Origin of the sequence: Dickeya dadantii NCPPB 898 (assembly GCF_000406145.1) — a bacterium.
Classification (GTDB): domain Bacteria; phylum Pseudomonadota; class Gammaproteobacteria; order Enterobacterales; family Enterobacteriaceae; genus Dickeya; species Dickeya dadantii.
Map to the genome: position 1 here is coordinate 1,114,917 of NZ_CM001976.1, position 24,588 is coordinate 1,139,504.

A 24,588-nucleotide genomic window follows, 5' to 3' on the forward strand; every position below is an offset into this window, starting at 1 on the left:
CATACTCGCTTTGGCGGGTGTGCTGTTTTTCTTCCGGTGTGCAGGTGTTGGTGCGTCGTAATAAATCAGTGCCCTTAGAGGCATGCTATCGTTAAAAAATAAAAAGGAGTGACATCGTGGCCATATCAGGTATTCAGAGTCAAAACATTACGTCTTCTTATCCTCAGTCGACTTATGTCGCCAATAGCAGTCTTGGTCTTGGGGATAACGCCGGCGGTGATGCTGTTGGAACCAATAAATCCGGTTCCCTTAAAACCGGCAAAATGAATGATTCGCTAAATAATCAATTCGCGGATAACAATTCCGGCGATACTATTGATGTGGGCGATCGTACTAAATCGCTGGATGATAGACTGACTAAAGAAAAACTTCAGAAACAGCAGAGCGAATCTTCCGTTGAGCGCTCACTGCGGATGACCGGTATCCCGCTTTATGGCGGTGTGCTGGTTTCCGTGGTGAAATATCCGGATGGCCAAAGCGAAAGTTATAACGTATTTACCGGTAAACGTATTACGTCCACTGATGCGAGCCTGATTGGCTCCCGTACGCAAGCCGGCAATGCCGAGTTTGGTTATTATAGCCAGGGCTTATATAGCGGTATGTCGGCGGCCGAAGTTTACGAGAAAATACAGCAGTTGATGGGCGCGCATTCCGGCGAGGCTTCCTGGACGATGCTGCCGGGCAGCGGAAGTGAATTGCCGCAATCAAGTTGATGTGTAAAAAAATAATCGACGCTATTTTTGTTATTTAAAAAAATATCAACGGCCTGATAAATTATCAGGTAGTTAATTATTTTTATGCTTTTCCTTTTATGTTTTTCTTTTATGTCTTCCCTTTTTTCAGTCTTTCCAGCACCAGGCGTAGCGCCTTATTCAGTGGTTTATCCTGTCGCATAACAATAGCCAGTGTTCGGCTCAACGTCGGATTCAGCGGTCGGATATGAAACATTGACGCCGGCATGTCAGAACCCACCGACATTTTCGGTATGATGCTGTATCCCAGCCCGGCCAGTACCATTTCTTTGAGTGCTTCGATACTACCCAACTCCATTACCGGTTGCGGTTGTGTGCCTGCATCGTTGAACCAGCGGTCAATCAACGTGCGGGTGCTGCTGCCGCGCTCGAATAGAATAAGCGGCCGGGTATGCAGAAACGCCGGCGAGATGCTTTCGGGGAAGGTGGGGTCGTTGCTGATGGCGACCAGTTCGTCTTCCATCACCGGCGTAACCGCGACGTTGGCGCTGGGGATGGGCAGGGTCACCAGCCCAACATCGATGCGGTTGTCAATCACCGCCTGAATGATGTCGCGGGTATTGCCGGTGCGCACCCCCACCGTTAGCCGGGGGTAGTCCTGTCGCAACTGGCGCAGTAACGGCGGCATTAGGTGAATACAGGCCGTGGCGCCGGTGCCCAGAATCACATGCCCCATCACCTCTTCGGTATATTCGGCGATGGCCTGACGAGTTTCGCCCACCAACTGGCGAATCTGTTCCGCTTTGATTAACAGCGTAGCGCCCGCCGGCGTTGGCCGCAGGTTTTTACCGCTGCGTTCGGCCAGCCGTACGCCAAAATAGTGCTCCAGCTGGCGGAATTGCTGGCTGACGGCAGGCTGACTCAGATTGAGCCGGTTAGCCGCCGCGGAAAAACTACCCTCCCGCATCACCGTGGTAAAGGTTTCCAGCAGTTCCAGATTCAACCTTGCCATATCAAACTTTCCTTTATGACGAGCATAAGTGTTTGTGTCTGTTGCCGATATCGTATGCTGGTTATGCTGGCTGGAGTCCCGTTGCCGCACGCGTGGGTTTGTGCGGCAACGAGGCGCCGCCTAATCGCTAACTCGCTGTTCTGACAAGGATACACCAATGAGCGCCATTGTAATTGAGGATGCCGGGGCGGAACATATCGCCGCCATCAGGGATATTTATGCTCACCATGTCCTGCATAGTCTCGCCACCTTTGAAACTGAGCCGCCCGATGAAGCGGAAATGCGCGACCGTTGGCAGAAAATCCGCGATGCCGGCTTGCCCTGGCTGGTGGCGACAGAAAACAAACAGGTGCTGGGGTACTGCTATCTGGGGTTTTATCGTGCCCGTTATGCTTACCGTTTCACACTGGAGGATTCGATTTATCTGCATCCGGATCATCTGGGGAAAGGCGTCGGCAAGCGTTTGTTATCCGCCGCATTGTTACAGGCGGAACAACAAGGGCATCGCCAGGTGGTGTCGGTCGTTGCTGACAGCGGCAATCAGGCCTCGCTGCAATTACATTTGTCGCTGGGATTTGCGCAGGTAGGGATGTTGCGTTCGGTAGGAATGAAGCACGGGCGTTGGGTGGATACCGCATTGCTGCAACGAGCGCTGGGGGAAGGTGATGCCTCGTTGCCGCCTGTCTGAATCCGCCGAACGTCGCCGGGTCACCGTCTGCATCGGCATGACTCAGTTGATTAACTGGGGAACCGCGTTCTACCTGCCCGGCGTGTTTTGCGCCGCCATCGCGGCGGATCGTGGCTGGAGCCCGACGCTGGCGTTTTCCGGTGCCACGCTGGCGCTGGTAGTGATGGGGTGCCTGTCGCCTTACGCCGGCTGGTTGCTCGACCGGGTGGGCGGCCGGCGCGTGATGACGCTGGGCGCGGCCAGCAGCGCCGCCGGTTGTCTGCTGATGGCCGCCAGCACCGGTATGGCGGATTATTTTATCGCCTGGGTCATGCTGGGCGTCGGGATGCGGCTGTCGCTGTATGAAGCGGCCTTCGCCACGCTGGTCGCGCTGTATGGCGGCGAGGCCCGGCGCGCCATTTCGTTGGTCACGTTGTTTGGCGGCATTTCATCGTCCTTGTTCTGGCCGTTGGGCATGACGTTGTTGAACAGATTGGGCTGGCGCTGGGGCGTGGCGATTTACGGCGTGATCGTGTTATCGGGCCTGCTGTGGTTGCGGGCGTTGCCGCAACCGGCGTCGCGGTTGTCGCCCCGGACAGAGGAACAGGCCCAAACCTCGCCGAGCGCGGGAACGCAGGCCGTCCTTCCCGCGGTGCTGTATGCGTTGCTGATGGCGTTGTTTAGTTTTCTGTCCGCCGGTATTTCCGCGCACCTGCTGGCGATACTGACCGGATTTGGCGTATCGGCTTCGCTGGGCGCGCTGTGGGGCGTGGGGCAGGTGTGCGCCCGGGTGGGCGATGTGCTGATGGGCGGGCGTATTCCGGCGTTGAAACTGAGTCTGTTTCTGGGGGCGGGGTTGCCGGTTTGTTTTCTGCTGGCGCTGTTGGGAGAGCAATCGCTGATAGCCGTGGTGCTGTTTGTCACCGGATATGGCGCGGCGAATGGACTCAGTACGCTGGTGAAGGCGGCATTGCCGCTGGAATTGTTCGGCCGGGCGCGTTACTCCTCCCGGATCGGGCTGTTGCTGACGCCGGGGTTCTTTTTTTCCGCCGCGGCGCCGTCGGTCTATGCGGCGCTCAGGATATCGATCGGCGATCGGGGCGTTCTGATGTTTTCTTTCGGCGTAGCCTGTCTGATCACCCTGACCGCGTTGTTGCTCTATCTGACGCGCCAGCGTACGGCGCAAGCGGTTCCGTTACCCGATGACTGATTTCGCGGGCGTCTCCGTCAGGGCGTAAGCGTTACGCCCTGACGGGAAACGTGCAGTTAGCGCTGGCGTTGCTGTGCCTGCCACAGCGCCAGCACGCTCAGCAGCGCCGTGATCATCAGGTAGTAACTCGGCGCCAGGCTGCTGCCGGTGGCGCTGATCAGCAACGTACAGATGAACGGCGCGAAGCCGCCGAACACCGTCACCGCCACGTTGTAGCTGATCGCCATGCCGCTGGCGCGGGTGGAGATCGGGAACAGATCGGCCATCATCGACGGCACGGTGGAGAAGTACACCGACTTCAACAGCGCCATCCAGCCCACCACCACAATCAGCGACGTGGCCGACAGATACTGCGTCATCAGCCAGAACGCCGGGTAGATGGTGACCGCCAGCAACAGCAGCGACCCCCACATCAGCGGCAATCGGCCGACTTTTTCCGCCCACAGCCCGACCAGCGGCGTGACCACCGTCAGGATGATGCCGGCGATCAGCGTGGCGCTGAAGGCGGTGCCGGACGGCAGGTGCAGCGTCTTGGTGGCGTAAGTAGGAACATAGTTCAGCATGTAGTTGATGGCGGTGGAAATCACCATCAGGCCGACCGCAATCAGAAACAGCGCTTTCTGCCGGGTAAACAGGATTTTGATCGGCGCATGGCTTTTCTCGGCCTGTTCGAAGCCTGCCGGTTCATGCACGTGGCGGCGGATATACAAGCCCACCGGCCCGATCAGCAGACCGAAGGCGAACGGGATACGCCAGCCCCACTCCTGAATCTGGGCTTCGCTCAGCGACTGCGATAACCCAAGGCCGAACGCCGAAGCCAGTAGGGTGCTGGCGCCCTGGGTGGCGAACTGCCAGCTGGCGATAAACGCGCGGCGTTCCGGGAAGTGTTCCACCAGAAAAGCGGTGGAACTGCCGAACTCGCCGCCGGCGGAAAAGCCCTGAATCAGGCGCGCCAGCATAATCAGGATCGGCGCGGCTAACCCGATGCTGGCGTAGGTGGGCATAAAGGTAATCATCGCGCCGCCCAGCAGCATCAGGCTGATGGACAGCAGCAGCGACGCTTTGCGCCCGGCGCGGTCGGCGTAAGCGCCCAGCACGACGGCGCCCAGCGGTCGGATCAGGAAAGAGACGCCGAAGCTGCCGAAGGCCAGCAACAACGATACCGCCGGATCCTGCGTGGGGAAGAACGCATGGGCGATGTAATTGGCGAAGAAGCCGTATACCGCGATGTCAAACCATTCCAGCGCGTTGCCGATGCAGGTGGCGAACAGCGTTTTGTACAGGCTGGGGCGCGCGGCCGGGGTGTGAGAAACGGAAGTCGTCGTCATGGGTCACCTCAGCTGCGCTCGTGGGCGGTACGGTGTGCGCGGTGTTGCGCCAGAACGGCGTGGCCCTGTTCCCCCAGTTCCCAGAACAGGCGGGTCATGATCTGCAAGCCTTCGCGGGCAACGCTGACCAGCATGTGCTCATCCACGGCGTGCTGACCGCAGGCCGGGTAAGAGTGCGGGATCCACAGCGTCGGCAGGCCGAGAATCTCGGCAAACACTTCGTTGGGCAACGAGCCGCCGAGGTTGGGCAGCAACGCCGGCTTTTTATCGCTGGTCTGGCGCATCAGGTCGAGCGTCCAGTCCACCAGCGGGTCGGTCGGGTCAAGACGGGTCGCCGGCGTACCGCGTACGTCGCTGATCTCCACCATCGTGAAGCCGTGCTCGTCGAGGTGACGGCGCAGATGCTGCGCCAGTTGCTGCCAGTCGGTGCCGACGACAAAGCGCAACTGGCATACCGCGGTGGCGTGACCGGGAATGGCGTTCATCGGCCGTTGCGGGTTGCCGGTCAGGAATGACAGCACCTCCAGCGTGTTCCAGCCGAACAGCCGTTCGGACGGGCTCAGCCCCGCTTCGCCCCACAGTGGATCGATGGCCGGATCCGTCGCCTGCCCGCCGGGCGCGATATCCGCCAGGATCGTGCGCAGCGCCGGGGTCAGGCGCGGCGGTTTCAGCGCTTCCACCTGCATCTGTCCGTGTTGGTTGACCAGGCTGGCGATGGCGTTGGCCAGTTGGGTGCCGGGGTTGCTCAGCAGACCGCCCCAGTTACCGGAGTGGTAATCCCGCTCGCGGGCACTAATGGTCAGGCGGAAGTTGACGCAGCCGCGCGAGCCGAGGAACAGCGTCGGGCGTTCGGCGTTGAGGCGCGGGCCGTCCGAGGCGATGAACAGGTCGGCTTGCAGCGCCTGCGCGTGCTGGCGGCACACCTCGGCCAGGCCCGGCGAACTGATCTCTTCGCCCATTTCGAACAGCCATTTGCAGTTAAAACCGAGTCGCCCCTGACGGGCCTGAAACACCTGCTCCAGCGCCGCAATATTGATCGAGTGTTGGCCTTTGTTGTCGGCGCTGCCGCGACCGTACCAGCGGCCTGCCTGTTCCACCAACTGCCACGGAGAAAGCCCGTCGCTCCAGTGCTCGTCGTCGCCGAATACCACATCGCCGTGGCCGTAACACAGCACGGTGGGCAGTGCGGCGTCTTCGATGCGGGAGGCTATCAAAAACGGGCGGTTGGCCGCGGCCGGGTTATCAATTTGCCGTAATTCGAAACCCAGCGCTTGCAGGGCGGGCATGATTTCTTCGGTGAGGTACTGTTGTAATGCCGCGTCCCGGTCGGGGCGCTGGCTTTCGCTGGCGATAGCGACGCGGCGCGCCAGCACTTCCTGGAAGCGGCCGCTGTCGAAATACGCCAGCGCCTGTTGGATAACCTGTGGTGTTGTCATGTTGTACCTGTCTGTGGTGATGTTTTTATGTCGTGCTTGTTATGCGTATTGCTTATGTCATGGTGTTAACCACGTTCTAAATCATCGCCAGCATTGCCACAATAATAATAATTGCAAGCAAGCTTTGCTTTTAATATAAAGCTTTATTGCACAAAAACGAGGCAGGCGGAGGGGCGATGCATAGCAATGAAATCAGGTATTTTCTGGCGGTCGCCAATACCGGCTCCCTGAGCGCCGCCAGCCAGCAGCTGTTTGTGGCGGTGTCGGCCATCAGCCGACAGATCCACAAACTGGAAGAACGCATCGGCGCGCCGCTGTTTGAACGTCATGCCCGTGGCATGGTGTTGACCGACGCCGGGCAAATTCTGGAAAACCACGTGCGCAAAAGCATGATGGACATGGAATACGCCATCGCCGAGATTCAGGGGCTGAAGGCGGTGCGGCGAACGTTTGTGCGGGTCGCCTGTACTGACGGTATGGCGTTTGACCTGTTGCCGGGGCTGTTTGCCCGTTTCCGGCAGGATAACCCGGCGGTGACGTTTTTCCTGCAGGTCGGCACCGCGCTACAGGTGTCGGAAATGGTGCGCAACGGCGAATGTGATGTGGCATTTCAGTTCAGCCTGTCGCCGGAGCGCGGCGTCGAGGTGATGGCGTCTTACCCGGCGCCGGTGCTGCTGCTGATGCGGCCGGATCACCCGCTGGTGGACAAAGCCATCCAACTGGCGGATCTGCACGGCTTTCCGCTGGTACTGCCGCAGCAGGGCACCACCATCCGCCAATTGTTCGATCTCTCCTGCCGGATGAGCGGCACCTTTCTGGAGCCGGCGCTCAGTTGCAACAACTTCTCCGCGCTGTACTATTTCATGCAGCAAACGCCGGACGCCGTCACCGCCTGCAGCCATTTCTCGGTGCTGTACCGGGCGCGGGAGGACGGGTTGCTGCTCAAACCGGTGCGCAGCGAGCCGCTGACCCAGCGCAGCCTGCAGGTGCAGACGCTGGCGGGTAAGCATCGCTCCGCCGCGTTAAGCCATTTCATCACCTTTATCATCGACGAGCTGGATCGTGAGCACGCGCGTCTGGCGGCGGAGATCGGGCTGGAACCGATGACGTTCCGTTAGATGACGTTCCGTTAGTTGTTAAACGCCTGGCTAGCGCTGCCAGCGGCAGATGCGCCAGCCGTTTTCCTGCGCCAGCGCCGCCAGTTCGGGGGCCGGGTTGACGGCGTAAGCTTGATCGACGAATTCCAGCATCGCCCGGTCGTTGAGTGAGTCGCTGTAGCCGTGCAGTTGGCTGAACGGTTCGCCGTCGCGCTGGGCCAGCCATTCGCGGATGCGGATCACTTTACCGTGCTGATAGGTCGGCACGCCGTGGATGTCGCCGGTGAAGCGCCCGTCCTCCAGCGTAACGCCGATCGCCAGCGCATGATTAGCCCCCAGATGATGGGCGATCGGCTGCACCAGATGCTCGCCGCTGGCGGAAATAATGATCAAGGTATCGCCGCGCTGGCGGTGCCACTCCATTCGCTCGCGCGCCGCCGGGTAGAGCCGGGGCAGGATGTCGCGCCGGATAAAGCGGTCCACCCAGGCGGAAACCGTTTCGGCGCTCAGCCCAATCAGCGGCGACAGCGAAAGATACATGTAATCCTCGATCGCCAGCGTGCCCTGATAGTAACTCTGCATCAGGTGCTGTTCCCGCTGTAACAGTTCCGCGCCGGCAAATCCCTGCGATTCCAGCCAGCGCAGCCACAGGCCGGTGCTGTCAGCGCAGATCAGGGTTTCGTCCAGATCAAACAGGGCTAAATCCATTGGGGTCCTCCGGAAGTGAAAAACGGGTATCAGGCGGTCGCGGCGGATGGTGCGGCGGGCGCATAACCGCCGCGTACCAGTGTATCGGCCAATGATGACAGTCGCGCGTCAGCGCGGTGGTGTCTGGTCGGACGCCGCCAGAACCTCCCGCATGATACCATTCTGCCAGTTGAAGTATGGGTTGAAGGTCAGGCGTACATGGGTTTTACCCTCTTCCTGATAACCCCAGTCTGAATACCACAGCCGACTGCGATCGCGACATTGATCGCCCGTGGGTGACGTTGGGCCGTTGCCACAGAGTATCACCGAGCCGTTGTTGCCATACAGCGGGTTATCCGGCGAGAACAGCACCGACATGTGCGAGAACTGGCTGATGCGCCATTCCGGCAGGCGATCGGCACGCACGCGCTCCCGGCTGGTCACGGCGCTGTCCGGCTGACCGTACCAGATCAGACGGCTGGCGGGGTTGGGGAAGTGGGTACGGAATAGCTGTCGCAGGTAGCGCGCATCCAGCACCGAGTCGTGTTCGGCCACCACCATCAGCACCGGACGATCGTACTCGTGGCGCCACAGCAGACGTCGTACCGCCAGGCTGGAGCGATAATACTGGGCTAACCCGTTGGTGGGCACCCGCAGGTAGCGGGTCGTCAACTGTGCGGGCGAGCCGGGACGAGGCGTTCGTAGCCAGTCCCTGAACGGGGCAACCAGCGGCGTCAGAAAGTCAAAGGTTTCATTGGAGCGGATGGCGGGAGAGAACAGCGCCAGCCCGCGGATTTCAGGATGTTCCAGCGCATACTCCAGCGCCAGGTTGGCGCCGGTGGAGAATCCGCCCAGGTACACCTCATCCACATCGCGTTGCAGCAGCCTGGCCTGCTCGGCGACCACCTGCCGCCAGTCGTCGATCGACACCGGGATCATGTCCTCCGGCCGGGTGCCATGTCCGGCCAGTAGCACCGTGCGGACAAGGTATCCTTGCTGCGCCAACACCGGGGCGACATCGCTAAACGTGCCGGGCGCATCGCCCAGCCCGTGCACCAGCAGGATGCCTTTACGGGGTTGACCGGCGGGGCGAGTTTCCTGCGGTGTGTTCCAGCTCAGCTCCTGCCGGGTATCGCCGGACTGAAACGCCCGGTGTTGCCGTACCCATTGTTCGGTTTGCTGCTGATAGTCGGCGAAGGAGGATTGCCCCAGCGGGGGCGTGGTGGAACGGCCGCACGCCGTGAGCGTTGGTAGCCCGAATGCCAGCAACAGCGCCAGCGTTTTTGCCGTTAACAACCGGCGCCAGACAGAAAGGATCGTGCATTCCATAAAGCCATCCTTACGAGTGAACGCGCACAATAATAAGACGATATGACCGTGCTGGTTGACGGAAATCGTTCGTTGAATCATAACGATGGCGGCCTGTGGAGACAATTTCCCTTTGTGTAAAAAAATGCGCTGGAAAACCTGCGACAGCAGACAAATTCGGCGCTGCGGAATGGGGTAAATAAATAGCATTGAAATAGTTAAAATTTGTTATTTGTCGATGGGGAGTAATCGGTGCGACAATCACCGCCCGTTGATTGACATCGGTGAACGGATCGGTAACAGTCCGCCGCCTGAACGATAACCCGAGTAAACAGACGCGCATTGAAGCGCCGACAGTGTCATTTAAACCAACAGTGTCGAGTAAAACAAAAGGACGCGTGAGATGCGCACAGTGAAAAAACCTTATCCGCCGTTTCACGCCGAGCATGTAGGCAGTTTTTTATTGCCGCACCGCTTAAAGCAGGCCCGGCAGGCATGGCGGCGAGGGGTCATGACCCACGATCGTCTGACGGAAATCGAAAACGAAGAAGTGCTGAACGTGGTCGAGCGCCAGAAGGCTTGCGGCCTGAGCGCGATTACCGATGGCGAGCTGCGTGTTCGTGACGGGACCACCGATTTTTTCTCCTGCCTGACGGGCATTGACGTCGATGACGCCGCTCTGCCGGACGGCGATACGCCTTGCCGGTTGCGGGTGGTAGGTAAACTCGATTTTGACGACGCGCACCCTTTTCTGACCTATTACCGCTTTTTGCATCAGGCGGTGGGCGACGACGGGGAGATTCTGGCGAAACAGACGCTTCCCAGCCCGAACATGCTGATGTATCCGGCTATCCGCAACAACGACGTTTACCCGTCGCTGGACGCGTTTTGCGATGATCTGGCCGCGGTATACCGCAAAGTGATCCAGGCGTTTTACCTTCAGGGATGCCGTTATCTCCAGTTGGACGACCTGTTCTGGGCGCGCCTGTGCGACGGCCGGGTAATGGAACGGGAAAACGCCGCCGGGTTCGAATTGCGCGATCTGCTGGAGCGTTGTACCCGAACGCTGAATCAGGCGCTGGCGCAACGCCCGCCCGATATGTTCATCAGCCTGCATATGTGCTGCCGGCGTTTTTCTCCTAACTGGGTGCATGGCAGCGGGCGGGAAGTGATGGGGTACGCGATGGCGAATCTGGCGGTGGACAGTCTGTTCATCGAGTACGATGACCGGCGTCCGGTCGGGCTGGAGCCGTTGCGTCAGGTGAGTTGCCAGAAAGTGGTGCTGGGCGTGATGGATGCCCGCAGCGCCGTGCCTGGAAACGCCGGATTCGGTCAAGATGGCGATCAATACCGCGTCGTTGTATATACCGCTGCAACAGCTAGCCATCAGCCCGAAGTGCGGCTTCGGACACTGCGGCAAAGACGGCATCACGGAAGATCAACAGTGGGCCAAACTGCGGCATATGGTGAATATTGCCCGCGAGATCTGGACACTGCCGGAGTAACCTGCTGAAAGATTGAATATTGGTGATGATAGTAATTCTTGATATCGCTTTGGCGCTGATTAAACTGGCTGCGCTCGTTGTTACAGAAAAGTGGATATTATGGAGTTACTTCGCCTGGTCTACCGGCAGTATCGCTGGCCGTTCCTGACCGTCATCTTGCTTAGCCTTGCCAGCGCGGCGTTGGGGATCGGTTTGATCGCCTTCATTAACCGGCAACTGATTGAGGCCGTTAGTCCGACTTTGCAGGTGTTACCGGGGTTCATCGGCTTGCTGATATTGCTGATGGCGGTGACGCTGGCTTCGCAACTGGCGCTGACCGTGCTGGGCCACCATTTTGTCTGCCGCCTGCGCGGGCAACTGATCAAACGTATTCTCGACACCGGGCTGGAGCGGCTGCGGCAGATTGGTCCCGCGCAGTTGCAGGCCAGCCTTGCCAGCGATATCCGCACCATCACGATGGCGTTTGTACGCCTGCCGGAACTGGTGCAGGGCATCATTCTGACGTTCGGCTGCGCCGCCTATCTGGCCTGGCTTTCCCCCCGCATGATGCTGGTGACGGCGTTGTGGGTGGCGCTCACCATCTGGGGCGGTTACTGGCTGGTTTCCCGCGTGTATCGCCATTTCAGCCGGGTGCGCGAAGAGGAAAACCGGCTGCACGAAGATTACCAACGGGTGATCGACGGCTGTAAAGAGCTGTCGCTGAACCGTGACCGGGCGCGCCAGCTATACGAGCAGGACTTTCAGCGCCATGCCGACGACTACCGTCACCATATTATCCGGGCGGATACCTACCATCTGAGCGCCATCAACTGGTCGAATATCATGATGCTGGGCGCGATCGGCGCGGTGTTCTTTATGGCCAACAGTCTGGGCTGGGCCGATAACGCGGTGGCCGCCACCTATTCCCTGATTTTGCTGTTTTTGCGCACGCCGCTGCTGCAGGCGGTGGGCGCGTTTCCTACGCTGGTCAGCGCTCAGGTGGCGTTTGATAAGCTGCGCCAGTTGAGGCTGGTCGATTATCAGGCGGGTTTTTCGTCGGCGCCCGCCCCCGGTCAGTGGCAAATCCTGACGCTGCGTGATGTCTGCTTTCGCTACGACGACGGCGGGTTTGAAGTCGGGCCGATCAATCTTACGTTGCGGCGCGGCGAGCTGGTGTTTCTGATCGGCGGCAACGGCAGCGGCAAGTCAACGCTGGCGATGCTGTTGACCGGATTATATACGCCGGTGTCGGGCGAGCTGACGCTGGATGACCGGCCGGTGCCGCTGGAGCAGTATCAGACGCTGTTTTCGGCGGTGTTTACCGATTTCCACCTGTTCGATCGCCTGATGGGGCCGCAGGGCGGCGCGCCGGACGCATCGCTGGTATCCGACTGGCTCGACCGGCTCAATATGCGCCAGAAACTGCACATCACGGAACAGCGCATCCTGAATCTGTCGCTCTCGCAAGGGCAGCGCAAGCGGGTGGCGCTGCTGCTGGCGGTGGCGGAGCAGCGCGATATTCTGCTGCTGGACGAGTGGGCCGCCGATCAGGACCCGCAATTCCGCCGGGTGTTTTATCAGGTGTTATTGCCGCAGCTGCGCGCGGAGGGGAAAACCGTTATCGCCATCAGCCATGACGACCACTATTTCGAACAGGCGGACCGGTTGCTGGAAATGCGCGCCGGCGCGCTGGTGGAGCTGGTTGGCGACGCCCGTCGCGAGGCAAGCCGCGATGCGGTCGCCCGCATCAGCCTCGCTGAAGTGAATGCCGCTGAAAATAGGTCGCTTATTCAGTGATCTGGCTCTCCTGTTGGTCATCTGACGCTATACAGCCTTTGGGGGGCGCTGCAACATAAGCGCCGATGCCAGCCTTACGGCTGGCAGATAAGGATTTTTTCGATAAAAAAACGATCGGCTGATGCCGGTTTTCGGGCAGGAACAGCCCGATCGTCCTCTGAGCTATTAAAGAGAATCTGTTATGGAACGATGGTTTAAATCTCTGTTTATTATTGCTTTCCTCTTTGTTTCTACGGCCAATGCGGCAGATAAACTGCCAAACATCGTCATTCTGGCGACCGGCGGTACTATTGCCGGTTCGGCGGCGACGGGTACCCAGACTACCGGTTACAAGGCCGGCGCGCTTGGCGTGGATACGCTGATCAACGCCGTGCCCGAGGTGAAAAAACTGGCGAACGTAAAAGGCGAGCAATTCGCCAACATGGCCAGCGAAAACATGACCGGCGATGTGGTGCTGAAACTGAGCCAGCGCGTGAACGCGCTGCTGGCGCGTGACGATGTGGACGGCGTGGTGATTACTCACGGTACGGACACGCTGGAGGAGTCGGCCTATTTCCTCCACCTGACGGTGAAAAGCGACAAGCCGGTGGTGTTTGCGGCGGCGATGCGCCCGGCCACGGCCATCAGCGCCGACGGCCCGATGAACCTGCTGGAAGCGGTTCGCGTGGCGAGCGACAAACAGTCTCGCGGCCGCGGCGTGCTGGTAGTGCTCAACGACCGTATCGGTTCCGCCCGTTATATCACCAAGAGCAATGCCTCGACGCTGGACAGTTTCCGGGCGAATGAAGAAGGTTATCTGGGCGTGGTGATCGGTAACCATATCTATTATCAGAATCGCCTCGACAAACTGCATACCAACCGTTCGGTATTCGATGTGCGCGGCCTGGCCTCGCTGCCGAAAGTCGATATTCTTTATGGGTATCAGGATGACTCGGAATACCTGTACGACGCCGCCATCAGCCACGGAGTGAAAGGCATCGTTTATGCCGGTATGGGCGCGGGTTCGGTATCGGTGCGTGGCATAGCCGGAATGCGCAAGGCGCAGGATAAAGGCGTGGTGGTGATGCGCTCTTCCCGCACCGGCAACGGCATCGTGCCGCCGGATGAAGCGCTGCCGGGCCTGGTCGCGGATTCGCTCAACCCGGCGCATGCCCGAATCCTGTTGATGCTGGCATTGACCCGCACCAGCGATCCGGCGGTGATCCAGGACTATTTCCACACCTATTGATCGGCGCTTTTGCCGTACGAACAGGCCGCCGACCGGCGGCCTGACTGTTTGTGACGCGACCGGCGGCATCAGGCCGGTTTTTACGGCGTAACTTGCCGTATTTGGTAAACATGATGGCGTGTTGTGCTGAATTTAACCGGAAAGCTGGCGTGAAGTGGCTTTCCCCATGCCGGCGCGGCGCGGAGGCTTTCTTAATGAGGATTATTGCCTGTATGATTCTGCTCTTGGTACGACAGGCGCCGGCTGACAGCACTCCCCGCTGCGGCTGGCAGGCCTGAGAAAAATAAGGACTGGTCGTGACATGACACAACCCATTTTTATGGTCGGTGCCAGAGGGTGCGGAAAAACCACGGTTGGCGATGAGCTGGCGCGGGCGCTTGGCTATGAGTTTGTCGATACGGATATTTTTATGCAGCACACCAGCGGCCTGACCGTGGCGGATGTGGTCGCCGCCGAAGGGTGGCCGGGATTTCGCCGCCGGGAAAGCGAGGCGCTGCACGCGGTAACGGCGCCGAACCGGATTGTGGCGACCGGCGGCGGTATGGTGCTGCTGGAACAGAATCGTCGGTTTATGCGCGCTCAGGGGATCGTTATCTACCTACACGCGCCGGCGCAGGCGCTGGCGCAGCGGTTGCAGGCCAGTCCGCAGGCGCATCAGCGGCCGACGTTGACCGGGCGGCCGATCGCCGAGGAGATGGAAGCGGTGCTCAGAGAGCGTGAAGCGCTGTATCAGGATGTGGCGCACTACGTGGTGGACGCCACCCAGGCGCCGGCCGTGATTGTTTCGGAACTGGTGCAGACGCTGAGTCTGCCGGCGGCCTGACGGTCAATCGATTTTTTAACAGAAAGGTTGGGCATTATGCTGAATGTAAATGAGTATTTTGAAGGGAAAGTAAAATCCATCGGTTTTGACGGCAGCCGTATCGGCCGCGCCAGCGTCGGGGTGATGGAAGCCGGCGAATATACCTTTGGCACCGGGCAGGCGGAAGAAATGACGGTAGTCAGCGGCGCGCTGAACGTGCTGCTACCGGGCGCGCAGGAGTGGCAGCTGTTCGAAGCCGGTGCGGTTTTCAACGTGCCGGAAAAAAGCGAGTTCAAACTGAAAGTGTCCGAACCGTCGTCCTATCTGTGCCGCTATCTGTAATTTCCGCACTATTTTCCTTTCGTGATAATCGGCTGTCAGCAATACCGGCAGCCGTTTTCTGATATTAAGTTGTCGCTTTTTGTTATCAGGTTGTGATCCCCGCATGAATCATACCGCCAGTGCAATCTGCCTGTCATTCTGCCGTCATATGATTGTCGATACGCTTTGCTATATCGTCTTATAGTGATAATGACGTTTGGTAATTATCAGGCGAAACGATGGTGATTTGAAAATATATATTTATCTATATTGTTGATTTGTTATTAATTAGAAAAATCATATTCTTTTCTTATAAGAAAAATTTCAGATAAATCTGTAAATCTGATAGCGGCCATTGTATTTTCCTGTGACAGGGCCTTTCTTTTGGCTGCGGTGCGTTAGTCCGCGTGATGGGAGGAGATGTTTCTGGCAGACAGTTTTATTTTCTCGAATGGAATGCCTCGTAACTAATGAGGCGATCGTTGTGGTTATCTAAAAAAAGCCTTTCAATAATTACGTGGTCACTATGCTTAAAACAACTCGTGCTCGTATTCTGGCCGTGTGCACGGCTATCATTGTGGTTGCTCTGATAATTAATACTTTTTTGAATTACCGGGTGACTGATAAATATAATGATGAATCCATCAATAACCTGCTTACCGCCGTGACCGCTGGTCACAGCCTGGCCATCAGCGACTGGGTGGCCGCCAAAAAACAAATCATTACGTCACTCAATACCGTGGTACTGACCAACGACGATCCGATTGTGGTATTCAAACAGATGGCGGCGGCAGGCAGCTTTATCAACGTGTATATGGGATATGCCAACCACACCGCCAAATTCTCCGACCCCGGCGGCATTCCGGCTAATTATGACCCTACCGTTCGCCCCTGGTATCAGCAGGCGGTGAGAGAGGGCAAAGCCATTGCGACCGCGCCGTATCTGGATATGGCGACCAATACCATTGTGGTGTCGTTTGTGGCGCCGGTGCTGGATGGCGGCAGCGTCAAGGGTGTGCTGGGCAGCGACGTGACCATGGACAGCGTCATCGCCAACGTCAAGGCCATCCACCCGACGCCCGCCAGCTACGGCATTCTGATTCAGGCCGATGGCACTATCATCGCCCATCCGGACGCCAAGCTGACGCTGAAAAAATTGACCGAGATTGCCCCGCAGGTGAATCTGGGACAGGTGCTGAAATCCGACCATCCGGTGCAACTTAACATCAGCGGGCGCGACATGCTGGTAAGAACCCAGCCGGTGACCGGCACCGACTGGTATGTACTGGTCGCGCTGGACAAGGCGGAAGCCACCGCCGGTATGGGCTCGCTGTTGTGGACATCGGTGATCGCGCTGGTGATCATCAGTATTCTGGGCTCGGTGGTGCTGGGGTTGCTGATCAACGCCTCGCTCAAACGTCTGCTGCAGATTCGCGATGCGATGGACGACATCAGCCACGGCACCAACGACCTGACCCTGCGTCTGCCGGATGACGGTCATGATGAAGTGGCGCAGATCGCCCGCTCGTTCAACACCTTTGTCGACAAACTCAGCATGATTATGTTGCAGATTCGCGACATCAGCGCATCGCTGCAAACTGCGACCGACGAAGTGGCGACCGGCAACAACGATCTGGCGTCTCGTACCGAAGCGGCGGCGGCCAGCCTGCAACAGACGGCGGCGGCGCTGGAGCAGATTTCCGCCACCGTTACCCAGTCGGCCGGTTCCGCCCAGCAGGTGAACGATCGTACCCACTCGCTGGCGACCGATGCCAGCGCCGGCGGCAAAGTGGTGTCTGAAGTGATCACCACCATGGAAGAGATCGAAGTCGCGTCCGGCAAGATTGGCGACATCATCGGTGTGATCGACGGCATCGCCTTCCAGACCAATATTCTGGCGCTGAACGCCGCGGTGGAAGCCGCTCGCGCCGGTGAGCAAGGGCGCGGCTTCGCGGTGGTGGCGGGTGAAGTACGCTCGCTGGCGCAACGCAGCGCGCAGGCGGCGAAAGAGATTAAGACGTTGATTGAATCCACCGTGTTGAGTGTGAATGCCGGTTCACGGCAGGTACGTCAGGCCGGCAACACCATGAATGAGATTGTCGGCGGCGTGTCTTCCGTGAGTACGGTGATGTCGGAAATCACCCATGCGTCGGGGGAGCAGATGCGCGGGATTCAGGAGATCAACAAAGCGGTGGCGCAGCTGGATTCGATGGTGCAGCAGAACGCGGCGATGGTGCAGGAAGCCGCGTCCGCCTTCGCCTCGTTGCAGTCGCAGTCTGAGGAATTGCACTCCTCGATCAGTCACTTCAAGTTGTAAAACGATAGGGCGCCGGGTGAACCGGCGCCCTATGATTACCGACAAACCTCTTCTTGTCGTGCGTGCGATGAAATAGCAAGGATATTCCATCGTTTATTCCGCACGAAATCACTCACAGGTCGGACAGACATCACCATTTGCAAAACAAACCGGCTGATTTGTCAACAGCCCAACGCGACCGGCGGAATTACCGCTGCGCCTCGCCCCCCAACGCGTCCGTCAGGCTGGCGATCAGCGCCGCCACTTCACCGGTCATCAGCGTAAAGTCGGCGTCAAATCGCTGAGCCACGTCTTCCCGGTCGATGTCGTCGTTCTGCTCGCGCAGGGTATCGGCGAATTTCAGACGCTTGAGCGAGCCGTCGTCCGCCAGCACCAACTGGATACGCTCCTGCCAGTCCAGCGCCAGTTTGGTCACCACTTTACCCGCTTCGATGTGGGTGGCGATTTCGTCGCTGACCAGTTCCTGCTTCTTGCAGCGAATGACGCCGCCGTCTTCCAGTACCGCTTTCAGCTCGGCTTCGTCCTGCAGCGCAAAACCGGCGGGCGTCTGGCCGGAGCGTACCCATTCGGTCAGCGTCAGCTCGATCGGATTTTCCATGGTCAGCGGCACCACCGGCAGCGACCCCAGCGTTTTACGCAGCAGCGCCAGCGTGTCTTCGGCCTTCTTGGCGCTGGCGGCATCCACCATGATCAAATGGTTGACGGTGTCGATCCACAGCGAAATCTGGCTAAAACGGCTGAACGCGCGGGGCAGCAGGCTGTGCAGCACCTCGTCTTTCAGCGAGTCTTTTTCGGTTTTCTTCAGCTTGCGGTGCTGTTCGCCTTCCAGCTTATCGATCCTGGCTTGCAACGCCTGCTTGATGACCGGCGCAGGCAGGATCTTCTCTTCTTTGCGGGCGCAGATCAGAATCTGGCCGTTGACCACGTGGGTCAGGGCATCGCCGTGCGGACCCATCGGCGAGACCCAGCCGGTTTTGCTCGGATCCTGACTGCCGCAGGGGGTAAAGGCGAGGGAGGCCAGCTGTGTCTCCATGGCGTCCGCAGAGAGGCTGATATCGCGGCTCAGGCGATAAATCATCAAATTTTTAAACCACAGCATTTTTCTTCCCAGACTGGCGCGTCTCTGGTGCGGTTCCACGTGATAGCGTGGAGCAAGTATCAGGACGCAGGGGTTATTCGCAACGGGCATGATAACGAATTGTGTTGAGGGACGGTACGATAATGTCATCATCAGGAACACGCGAGTTCGGTGGATAAACAGGAGACAACGTGCGAATAGGTATTGATTTAGGCGGGACCAAAATCGAAGTCATTGCGCTGACGGACGAGGGGCGCGAGGCTTTTCGCCACCGGGTGGCGACGCCGCGCCACGATTATCGTCAAACCCTGCAAACCATCGCCGATCTGGTGGTTATGGCGGAGCAGGCCACCGGGCAGCGCGGCAGCGTGGGCGTCGGTATTCCCGGCACGCTGTCGCCGGTGACCGGCCGGGTAAAAAACGCCAATTCGGTCTGGCTGAATCAGCAGCCGCTGGATCAGGATCTGGCGCAGCTGTTAGGTCGGCCGGTGCGGATGGCGAACGATGCCAACTGCTTTGCGGTATCCGAGGCGGTGGATGGCGCGGCGGCGGGTGCAGACAAGGTGTTCGCGGTGATTATCGGTACCGGCTGCGGCGCCGGGATCGCGTTGAACGGACAGACGCACATCGGGCGCAACGGCGTGGCTGGCGAGTGGGGCCATAACCCGTTGCCGTGGATGGACGCCGATGAATGGCGCGACCAGCAGGCGATGCCGTGCTATTGCGGCCGCACGGGGTGCATCGAGACGTTTATCTCCGGCACCGGCTTTGGCGCGGATTACCAGCGTCTGAGCGGCCAGACGCGTCAGGGCCATGAGATTATCGCGCGGGTCGGGCAAGGCGATGCGCTGGCGGAACAGGCATTGCAACGCTATGAGCGGCGGCTGGCTAAATCGCTGGCGCATATCGTCAATCTGCTGGATCCGGATGTGATTGTGCTGGGCGGCGGCATGAGCAACGTCACACGGTTGTATGACACCGTGCCCGGTTTGCTGAAACAGTGGGTGTTTGGCGGCGAGTGCGATACGCCGGTTCGACAGGCGATGCACGGCGACTCAAGCGGCGTGCGCGGCGCCGCCTGGCTATGGCCGCAACAGCGGTAAGGTTCAGCGGGGACGCCGGATGCGCCCCCGCTGGGTTTATTTCACCGCGTACGCGCTGTCGAGCTGGCTGACGCCCAGACCGTTGCGCTTTCTGACCCGGATTTGTACCTGGATACGATCTTTCATCGCTTCCACGTGGCTGATGACGCCGATGCTCTTACCGGACGCATTCAGGTTATCCAGCACGTCCAGCGCGGTATCCAGCGTCTCGCCGTCCAGCGTGCCAAAGCCTTCGTCGAGGAACAGCGAGTCGATGCGGGTTTTGGTGCTGACCAGGTCGGATAGCGCCAGCGCCAGCGCCAGACTGACCAGGAAGCTTTCGCCGCCGGACAGCGTGCGGGTATCGCGCACCGCGTCGGCCTGCCAGGTATCGGCCACCTGCAATTCCAGCGTGTCGGATGCCTTGCGTTGCAGCAGATAGCGCCCATGCAGGCGCGATAGCTGGCGGTTAGCCAGAAACACCAGATGGTCCAGCGTCAGCCCCTGTGCGAAGCGGCGGAACTTGTCGCCTTTCTGCGAGCCAATCAACTGGTTGAGGTAGCCCCAGTCGTCGCACTGTTGCTGACCGCGGGCGATTGCCTCCAGCAGCAGGCGTTGTTTGTCGCGGCGTTGCTGATCGCTGGCAAGCTGCTGGCGCAGTTGGCCCTGATGTTCGACTTCGGTTTTCACCATGTCCCCGAGTCCGGAGAGCAACTGACGGATATCCCAGTCGCTGATGCCTTCCGGCATCGATTCCGGCCGGGTCGCCATGTGCTGCTCCAGCGTGCTGTTCGCCTGCTGCAACAGCGCCTCCACCTGCTGCTGGCGCTGACTGAGCCGTTCCTTCAGCGTGAGGAGTTGATGGCGCTCGGCCTCGTTCAGCAAGGCGTGACGGAAGGCGGCTTCATCGTCGAAGCCGGCGGCGGTCAATTCTTCCGCAAACTGGGCCTGAAGCTGCTGCAATGCAGTTTCGGCATGCTGGTGTTGCTGTTCCAGACTGTCGATTTCCCCGTTCAGGCGGCTTTGCTGCGACTGGCCCTGTTGCCATTGCTGCTGCGCCTGCTGGCTTTCCAGCTCCAGCGTCTGGCTGACCTGCCGCAACTGCTTCAGCACGTCGTTCACCGCCTGATTGCCCATCAGTTGCCAGCGCTGTTGCTGCGCCTGTTCCAGCGTGTGCTGGGTATCGGCCAGTTGCTGCTGATAAGTTTTGATGGCGGCGTCGGTTTCTTCCTGTCGCTGCTGGCTGGCGATGATTTCCGCTTCCAGTGCGGCCAGTTGCGGCTGACACTGATGTTGTTCGTGTTCGTTTTCCTGCCAGCGCAGCCATTCCGTCTGGCGCTGACGCAGCCAGTCTTCCTGCTGCGCCAGCGCGGGCGCCGTTAGTTCAAACGTTTCCATCGTCTGGCTAAGGCTGTCGTGCAGGCGTTGTAACTCGCGTTCGGTTTTTTCCAGCAACAGCCGTAGTTCGTCCCGAGAGGCGTGCAGCGATGTTTGCTGCTGGGTATTCAACTCCAGTTGCTGGACGGTTTGCGCCAGCAGTTGCTGCGCCGAGGTGAGTAAATCCTTACTTTCCTGAATATGGCGCTGATTGCGTTCACGGCTGGCGATCTGCGCCTGCAGCGACTGCTCCTGCGCGTTGGCTTCTTCAATCCACTGATGCAAGGCCGGCAGTTGCAGCGGATCGAAGTCAACAAGTAAGCGTTCACTGACTGATTGGCACTGCAACTGCAGCGACTCGTAATCGCGGCGAACGCCGTCGAGCGCGTTTTGCTGCTGCTGGCGGTGCTGTTTTTGCAACTGAAGCTGGGTTTCGGTCTGCACCACGCTGGCTTTCAGCGCCTCGACTTCCTGACGCAGCGCATGCAGCCGGAGCTGAGTTTCCGACGGGCGTAGCGCCTGATAGCGCTCCACCGCCGGATGATGCGGGGAGCCGCACAGCGGGCACTCTTTGCCCGGTTGCAGTTGCTGACGCTCGCGTTCCAGACTGACGATGCGCAGCTCCAGCTCGTGGCGCTTGTCGAGGTCGGCCAGATGATCGGCCTGACGCTGATAGTCCTGACGCTGCTGGGTCTGTTGCTCTTCCAGCGCCTGAATACGGCGCTGGGTATCCAGCTGTTGCGCGTCCAGTAAGGTGCGCTGGCTCATCAACTGCTGTAACACGGCGGCGCTGGTGGCTAACTGCTGGCGATCCGGCCGCTCGGCCATAAGCCGGGCCAGTTGCTGGCGCAGGTTTGCCAGCGGTTGCTCCGCCTCCAGTTGTTCATCCTGTTGCAGATGTTCGGCCAGCAGTTGCCGGGCGCGTTCGCAGGCGCTTTGCTGCGCCTGCTGTTTTTCGGCGAGCGAAGCGCGCTGCTGGTCAAGGTACTCCGCCTGAATCTGCTGCTGCGCCGCTTTTTCCTGCAGCACCTGCAAGTCCTGCTGCCATTTCTGCTGCTGGGGAAATTGCGCCTGCCATAGCGGAATATGGCTGCCCAGATGCTGGTGGCGGCTATGTTGCTGGCGATAGGCTTCGATGTCGGCCAGCCGTTGCCGCGTCTGTTCCTGCTGGCGCTGCAGTTTGCTCAGGCTGGCGATCAGCGTTTTCTGCAGTTCAAGCAGACTATCCAGCGCCTGTTGCTGCTGGGCGCGCTGGGCCTGCTGGGTGGCGATGTGATGGTCGAGCGGCAGAATACGTTCATTAATCAACGTTTCCTGCTGCTGGCGATGCTCGGCGTGTTGCTGGCGGGCGGACAGCGTTTTTTCCAACTGGGCTTTCAACAGATTGAGCGCATCCTGCTGGCGGCCGACCTGCTGGCGAACGCTATTCAACTGGTGGGTCAGGCGCTGTTTCTCCCGCAGCGCGCGCTCGCGTTCATCAAAGCGCGGACGCAGTTTTTCCGCTGGTTCGCTACGCTGCAATTTATCCAACTGCGTTTGCGACTGTTGCTGCAATTGTTCCTGCGCGGCGTGCTGCTGCTGAGCCTGCTGTTGCGCCTGTTGGTGCTGCAACAGCGTGTCGTACCAGCGCTGATGCTCCAGCACCTCTTCCCGGTGCAGCGACAGCGACTGTTCCTGCTGGCGGATGGCTTCCAACTGCTGCTCCAGCGCCTGACGCTGCTCGTCGCTCAGCAGCTCCAGCGTGGCGACCTGCGCCCGCAGGGTTTCCAACTGGCTCTGGGCGTCTTTGTGTTTCTCGAATACCCGCTCCGAGATCTGGCCGTAAATATCGGTGCCGGTCAGCTCTTCCAGCAACTCGGCACGCTGATTGGCATCGGCATTCAGGAAGGCGGCGAATTGCCCCTGGGACAGCATCATCGATTTGGTGAAACGCTCAAAATCCAGCCCGGTGATATCGGCGATCAGCGTCAGCTTATCGTTCACTTTGTCGGTAAGGATTTTGCCGTCGGCGCACAGCGCCAGTTCCACCTTGGGCGGCTGCAGATTGCCTTCCGGGCTGTTATGGGCGCGGCGCTGGCTCCAGAAGGCGCGGTAAGCGACGTTCTTCACCTCGAATTCCACTTCCGCCAGACATTCGGCGGTGTGGCGCGTCATCAGTTCGTTCTGGCTGGGGCCGACTTTCAGGCGCGGCGTCTGGTGGTACAGCGCGAGGCAGATGGCGTCCAGCAACGTGGTTTTGCCTGCGCCGGTGGGACCGGTGATGGCAAACAGGCTGTTGCTGGCGAACGGCTCGCGGGTGAAATCGATTTTCCACTCGCCCTGTAGCGAGTTGAGGTTTTTCAGGCGCAGGCTAAGAATTTTCATGCGGACGCCTCCCGTCGCTGCTCGTCAATTTCCTGAATAACCCGATCGAACAAGCCTTTCAGGCGCTGCTGACGAGGCTCGTCCAAATCGTTCTCCTGCGCCAGACGCCGGGCAAACACCTCGGCGGGATGTAGCTCCTCCAGCGTTTCCTTCTCCAGTTGCACCAGCATTTGTTGTTGCTGTTCCCGCGCCCGGCGCAGCAGCAGCACTTCCACATTCAGCGGTTCAGTCAGCGTTTGAATGTGTTGCTGCATGTCGCTCAGATAATCCTGGGTGGCGATTTCAATATCCAGCCACACCGCTTTGTCGCCATGATAGTCGCGGAATCCGGCCAGCCGGCGTTCGATCTCCGGCAGATTGCCTTTGACCAGTTGCATCGGCTGCTCGGTCGGTATGGTCAGTGCGGTAACCTCGTGCAGTTTACCCTGCTCGAAATGCACCAGATACACTGATTTCTCATGATTCAGTTCGTCAAAACTCAGCGGAATCGGCGAGCCGCTGTAACGGATGTGCTCGCATTGCGCTACTCGCTGCGGGCGATGAATATGGCCGAGCGCAATGTAGTCCGCCGGGGGGAATGCCTGCGCCGGGAACGCGTCCAGCGTGCCGATATAGATATCGCGCACCGAATCGGACGTGGCGACGCCCACCGTGGTGAGGTGGCCCGTCAGGACAATCGGCAGTTCGCGGCCCAGCGTTTCTCGCTGCTCGCAGGCGAGCTGATAACAGCGCTGATAATGGCTGGCGATGGCGTCCTGCAACGCCTGCTGTTTTTGCGCGCCGGACTGGCCGGCCTGGCTGGTGAGCACGTCGCGCGGACGCAGAAAGGGAACGGCGCACAGCAGCGCGCCTGGCTCGCCCGCGCGGTTGTTCAGCACCAGCACCTGCTCGTTGATATCGCCGTCAAAGCCGGCAATCACCCGGGTATTCAGGCAGGCCAGCAGCGCGCGTGATTCATTCAGCGTGGCGACCGAATCGTGGTTGCCGCCCATTACCACCAACTGGCAGCCGGTGCGCTGCAACGCCACCACAAAATGGTTATACATTTCACGGGCATAACTGGGCGGTGCGCCGTTATCGAACACATCACCTGCTACTATTACTGCATCGGCCTGATGCTGCTCAACCTGCTGAACCAGCCAGTGCAAAAACGCCTGATGCTCAGGCGCACGGCTCCGGGTATAAAAGTACTGACCGAGATGCCAGTCAGACGTATGAATAATTCGCATGAGACTCCCTGCAGGTGAGTGCAAACGATATTGAGTGCAAACGATATATTGTTTTGGCGGTGTTCGCGGACA

19 protein-coding genes are annotated in these 24,588 nt (G+C 59.3%); 11 read left to right on the forward strand and 8 right to left on the reverse strand.

Annotated elements, in window-relative coordinates:
• Positions 1-116: 116 nt before the first annotated feature.
• A complete protein-coding gene (locus DDA898_RS05495; RefSeq protein ID WP_038910481.1) occupies positions 117-713 on the forward strand; it encodes a hypothetical protein in 597 nt (198 codons plus the stop codon).
• A gap of 109 nt (positions 714-822) precedes the next feature.
• Here DDA898_RS05495 and DDA898_RS05500 read toward each other — a convergent pair whose 3' ends face one another.
• Entirely contained in the window at positions 823-1,704 is an 882-nt protein-coding gene (locus DDA898_RS05500; protein WP_038910482.1) for a LysR family transcriptional regulator, read from the reverse strand.
• 157 nt (positions 1,705-1,861) lie between these two features.
• Here DDA898_RS05500 and DDA898_RS05505 point away from each other — a divergent pair, with 157 nt between their 5' ends.
• The gene (locus DDA898_RS05505; protein WP_038910483.1) at positions 1,862-2,392 is read left to right on the forward strand and encodes a GNAT family N-acetyltransferase; all 531 of its coding nucleotides are present in this window, start codon (positions 1,862-1,864) and stop codon (positions 2,390-2,392) included.
• Positions 2,370-3,581, forward strand: a complete 1,212-nt coding sequence (locus DDA898_RS05510) for an MFS transporter (RefSeq protein WP_038910484.1) — start codon at positions 2,370-2,372, stop codon at positions 3,579-3,581. Before DDA898_RS05505 ends, DDA898_RS05510 begins: the two co-directional genes overlap by 23 nt.
• A 56-nt stretch (positions 3,582-3,637) precedes the next feature.
• On the opposite strand, the gene DDA898_RS05515 is transcribed toward DDA898_RS05510, so the two are convergent.
• The gene (locus DDA898_RS05515) at positions 3,638-4,909 is read right to left on the reverse strand and encodes an MFS transporter (RefSeq protein ID WP_038910485.1); all 1,272 of its coding nucleotides are present in this window, start codon (positions 4,907-4,909) and stop codon (positions 3,638-3,640) included.
• An 8-nt stretch (positions 4,910-4,917) separates the two neighbouring features.
• On the reverse strand, positions 4,918-6,345 hold the full coding sequence (locus DDA898_RS05520; protein WP_038910486.1) for a M20 family metallopeptidase: 1,428 nt from the start codon (positions 6,343-6,345) through the stop codon (positions 4,918-4,920).
• 176 nt (positions 6,346-6,521) lie between these two features.
• Between DDA898_RS05520 and DDA898_RS05525 the strand changes: the two genes are divergently transcribed.
• Positions 6,522-7,463, forward strand: coding sequence for a LysR family transcriptional regulator (locus tag DDA898_RS05525; RefSeq protein ID WP_038910487.1), 942 nt, complete (start codon positions 6,522-6,524; stop codon positions 7,461-7,463).
• Positions 7,464-7,493: 30 nt separating this feature from the next.
• On the opposite strand, the gene DDA898_RS05530 is transcribed toward DDA898_RS05525, so the two are convergent.
• Positions 7,494-8,150, reverse strand: a complete 657-nt coding sequence (locus DDA898_RS05530) for an HAD family hydrolase (RefSeq protein ID WP_013316802.1) — start codon at positions 8,148-8,150, stop codon at positions 7,494-7,496.
• A gap of 108 nt (positions 8,151-8,258) precedes the next feature.
• Entirely contained in the window at positions 8,259-9,458 is a 1,200-nt protein-coding gene (locus tag DDA898_RS05535; protein WP_033111677.1) for an alpha/beta hydrolase, read from the reverse strand.
• Positions 9,459-9,840: 382 nt separating this feature from the next.
• Between DDA898_RS05535 and DDA898_RS05540 the strand changes: the two genes are divergently transcribed.
• From DDA898_RS05540 to DDA898_RS05565, 6 genes are all read left to right on the forward strand, one after another.
• On the forward strand, positions 9,841-10,950 hold the full coding sequence (locus tag DDA898_RS05540; protein ID WP_236616706.1) for a uroporphyrinogen decarboxylase/cobalamine-independent methonine synthase family protein: 1,110 nt from the start codon (positions 9,841-9,843) through the stop codon (positions 10,948-10,950).
• Between the two features lie 91 nt (positions 10,951-11,041).
• The gene (locus tag DDA898_RS05545) at positions 11,042-12,718 is read left to right on the forward strand and encodes a multidrug ABC transporter permease/ATP-binding protein (RefSeq protein ID WP_038910488.1); all 1,677 of its coding nucleotides are present in this window, start codon (positions 11,042-11,044) and stop codon (positions 12,716-12,718) included.
• 181 nt (positions 12,719-12,899) lie between these two features.
• Positions 12,900-13,946 carry an asparaginase gene (locus DDA898_RS05550; RefSeq protein ID WP_038910490.1) on the forward strand — a complete coding sequence of 349 codons (1,047 nt, stop codon included), beginning with the start codon at positions 12,900-12,902 and terminating at the stop codon, positions 13,944-13,946.
• A 301-nt stretch (positions 13,947-14,247) separates the two neighbouring features.
• Positions 14,248-14,769, forward strand: a complete 522-nt coding sequence (aroL, locus tag DDA898_RS05555) for a shikimate kinase AroL (RefSeq protein WP_038910491.1) — start codon at positions 14,248-14,250, stop codon at positions 14,767-14,769.
• Positions 14,770-14,805: 36 nt separating this feature from the next.
• Positions 14,806-15,090 carry a pyrimidine/purine nucleoside phosphorylase gene (ppnP, locus tag DDA898_RS05560; protein WP_012770784.1) on the forward strand — a complete coding sequence of 95 codons (285 nt, stop codon included), beginning with the start codon at positions 14,806-14,808 and terminating at the stop codon, positions 15,088-15,090.
• Positions 15,091-15,595: 505 nt separating this feature from the next.
• Positions 15,596-17,386 (forward strand): methyl-accepting chemotaxis protein, encoded by a 1,791-nt coding sequence (locus DDA898_RS05565; RefSeq protein WP_038900533.1) that lies wholly within the window; start codon positions 15,596-15,598, stop codon positions 17,384-17,386.
• A 187-nt stretch (positions 17,387-17,573) separates the two neighbouring features.
• Here DDA898_RS05565 and rdgC read toward each other — a convergent pair whose 3' ends face one another.
• Entirely contained in the window at positions 17,574-18,485 is a 912-nt protein-coding gene (rdgC, locus tag DDA898_RS05570; RefSeq protein WP_013316810.1) for a recombination-associated protein RdgC, read from the reverse strand.
• 170 nt (positions 18,486-18,655) lie between these two features.
• Here rdgC and mak point away from each other — a divergent pair, with 170 nt between their 5' ends.
• Complete coding sequence (gene mak / locus DDA898_RS05575) at positions 18,656-19,567, forward strand: fructokinase (RefSeq protein ID WP_038910493.1); 912 nt, start codon at positions 18,656-18,658, stop codon at positions 19,565-19,567.
• Positions 19,568-19,603: 36 nt separating this feature from the next.
• On the opposite strand, the gene DDA898_RS05580 is transcribed toward mak, so the two are convergent.
• On the reverse strand, positions 19,604-23,287 hold the full coding sequence (locus tag DDA898_RS05580) for an AAA family ATPase (protein WP_038910494.1): 3,684 nt from the start codon (positions 23,285-23,287) through the stop codon (positions 19,604-19,606).
• Entirely contained in the window at positions 23,284-24,516 is a 1,233-nt protein-coding gene (gene sbcD / locus DDA898_RS05585) for an exonuclease subunit SbcD (RefSeq protein WP_038910495.1), read from the reverse strand. Before sbcD ends, DDA898_RS05580 begins: the two co-directional genes overlap by 4 nt.
• Positions 24,517-24,588: the final 72 nt, after the last annotated feature.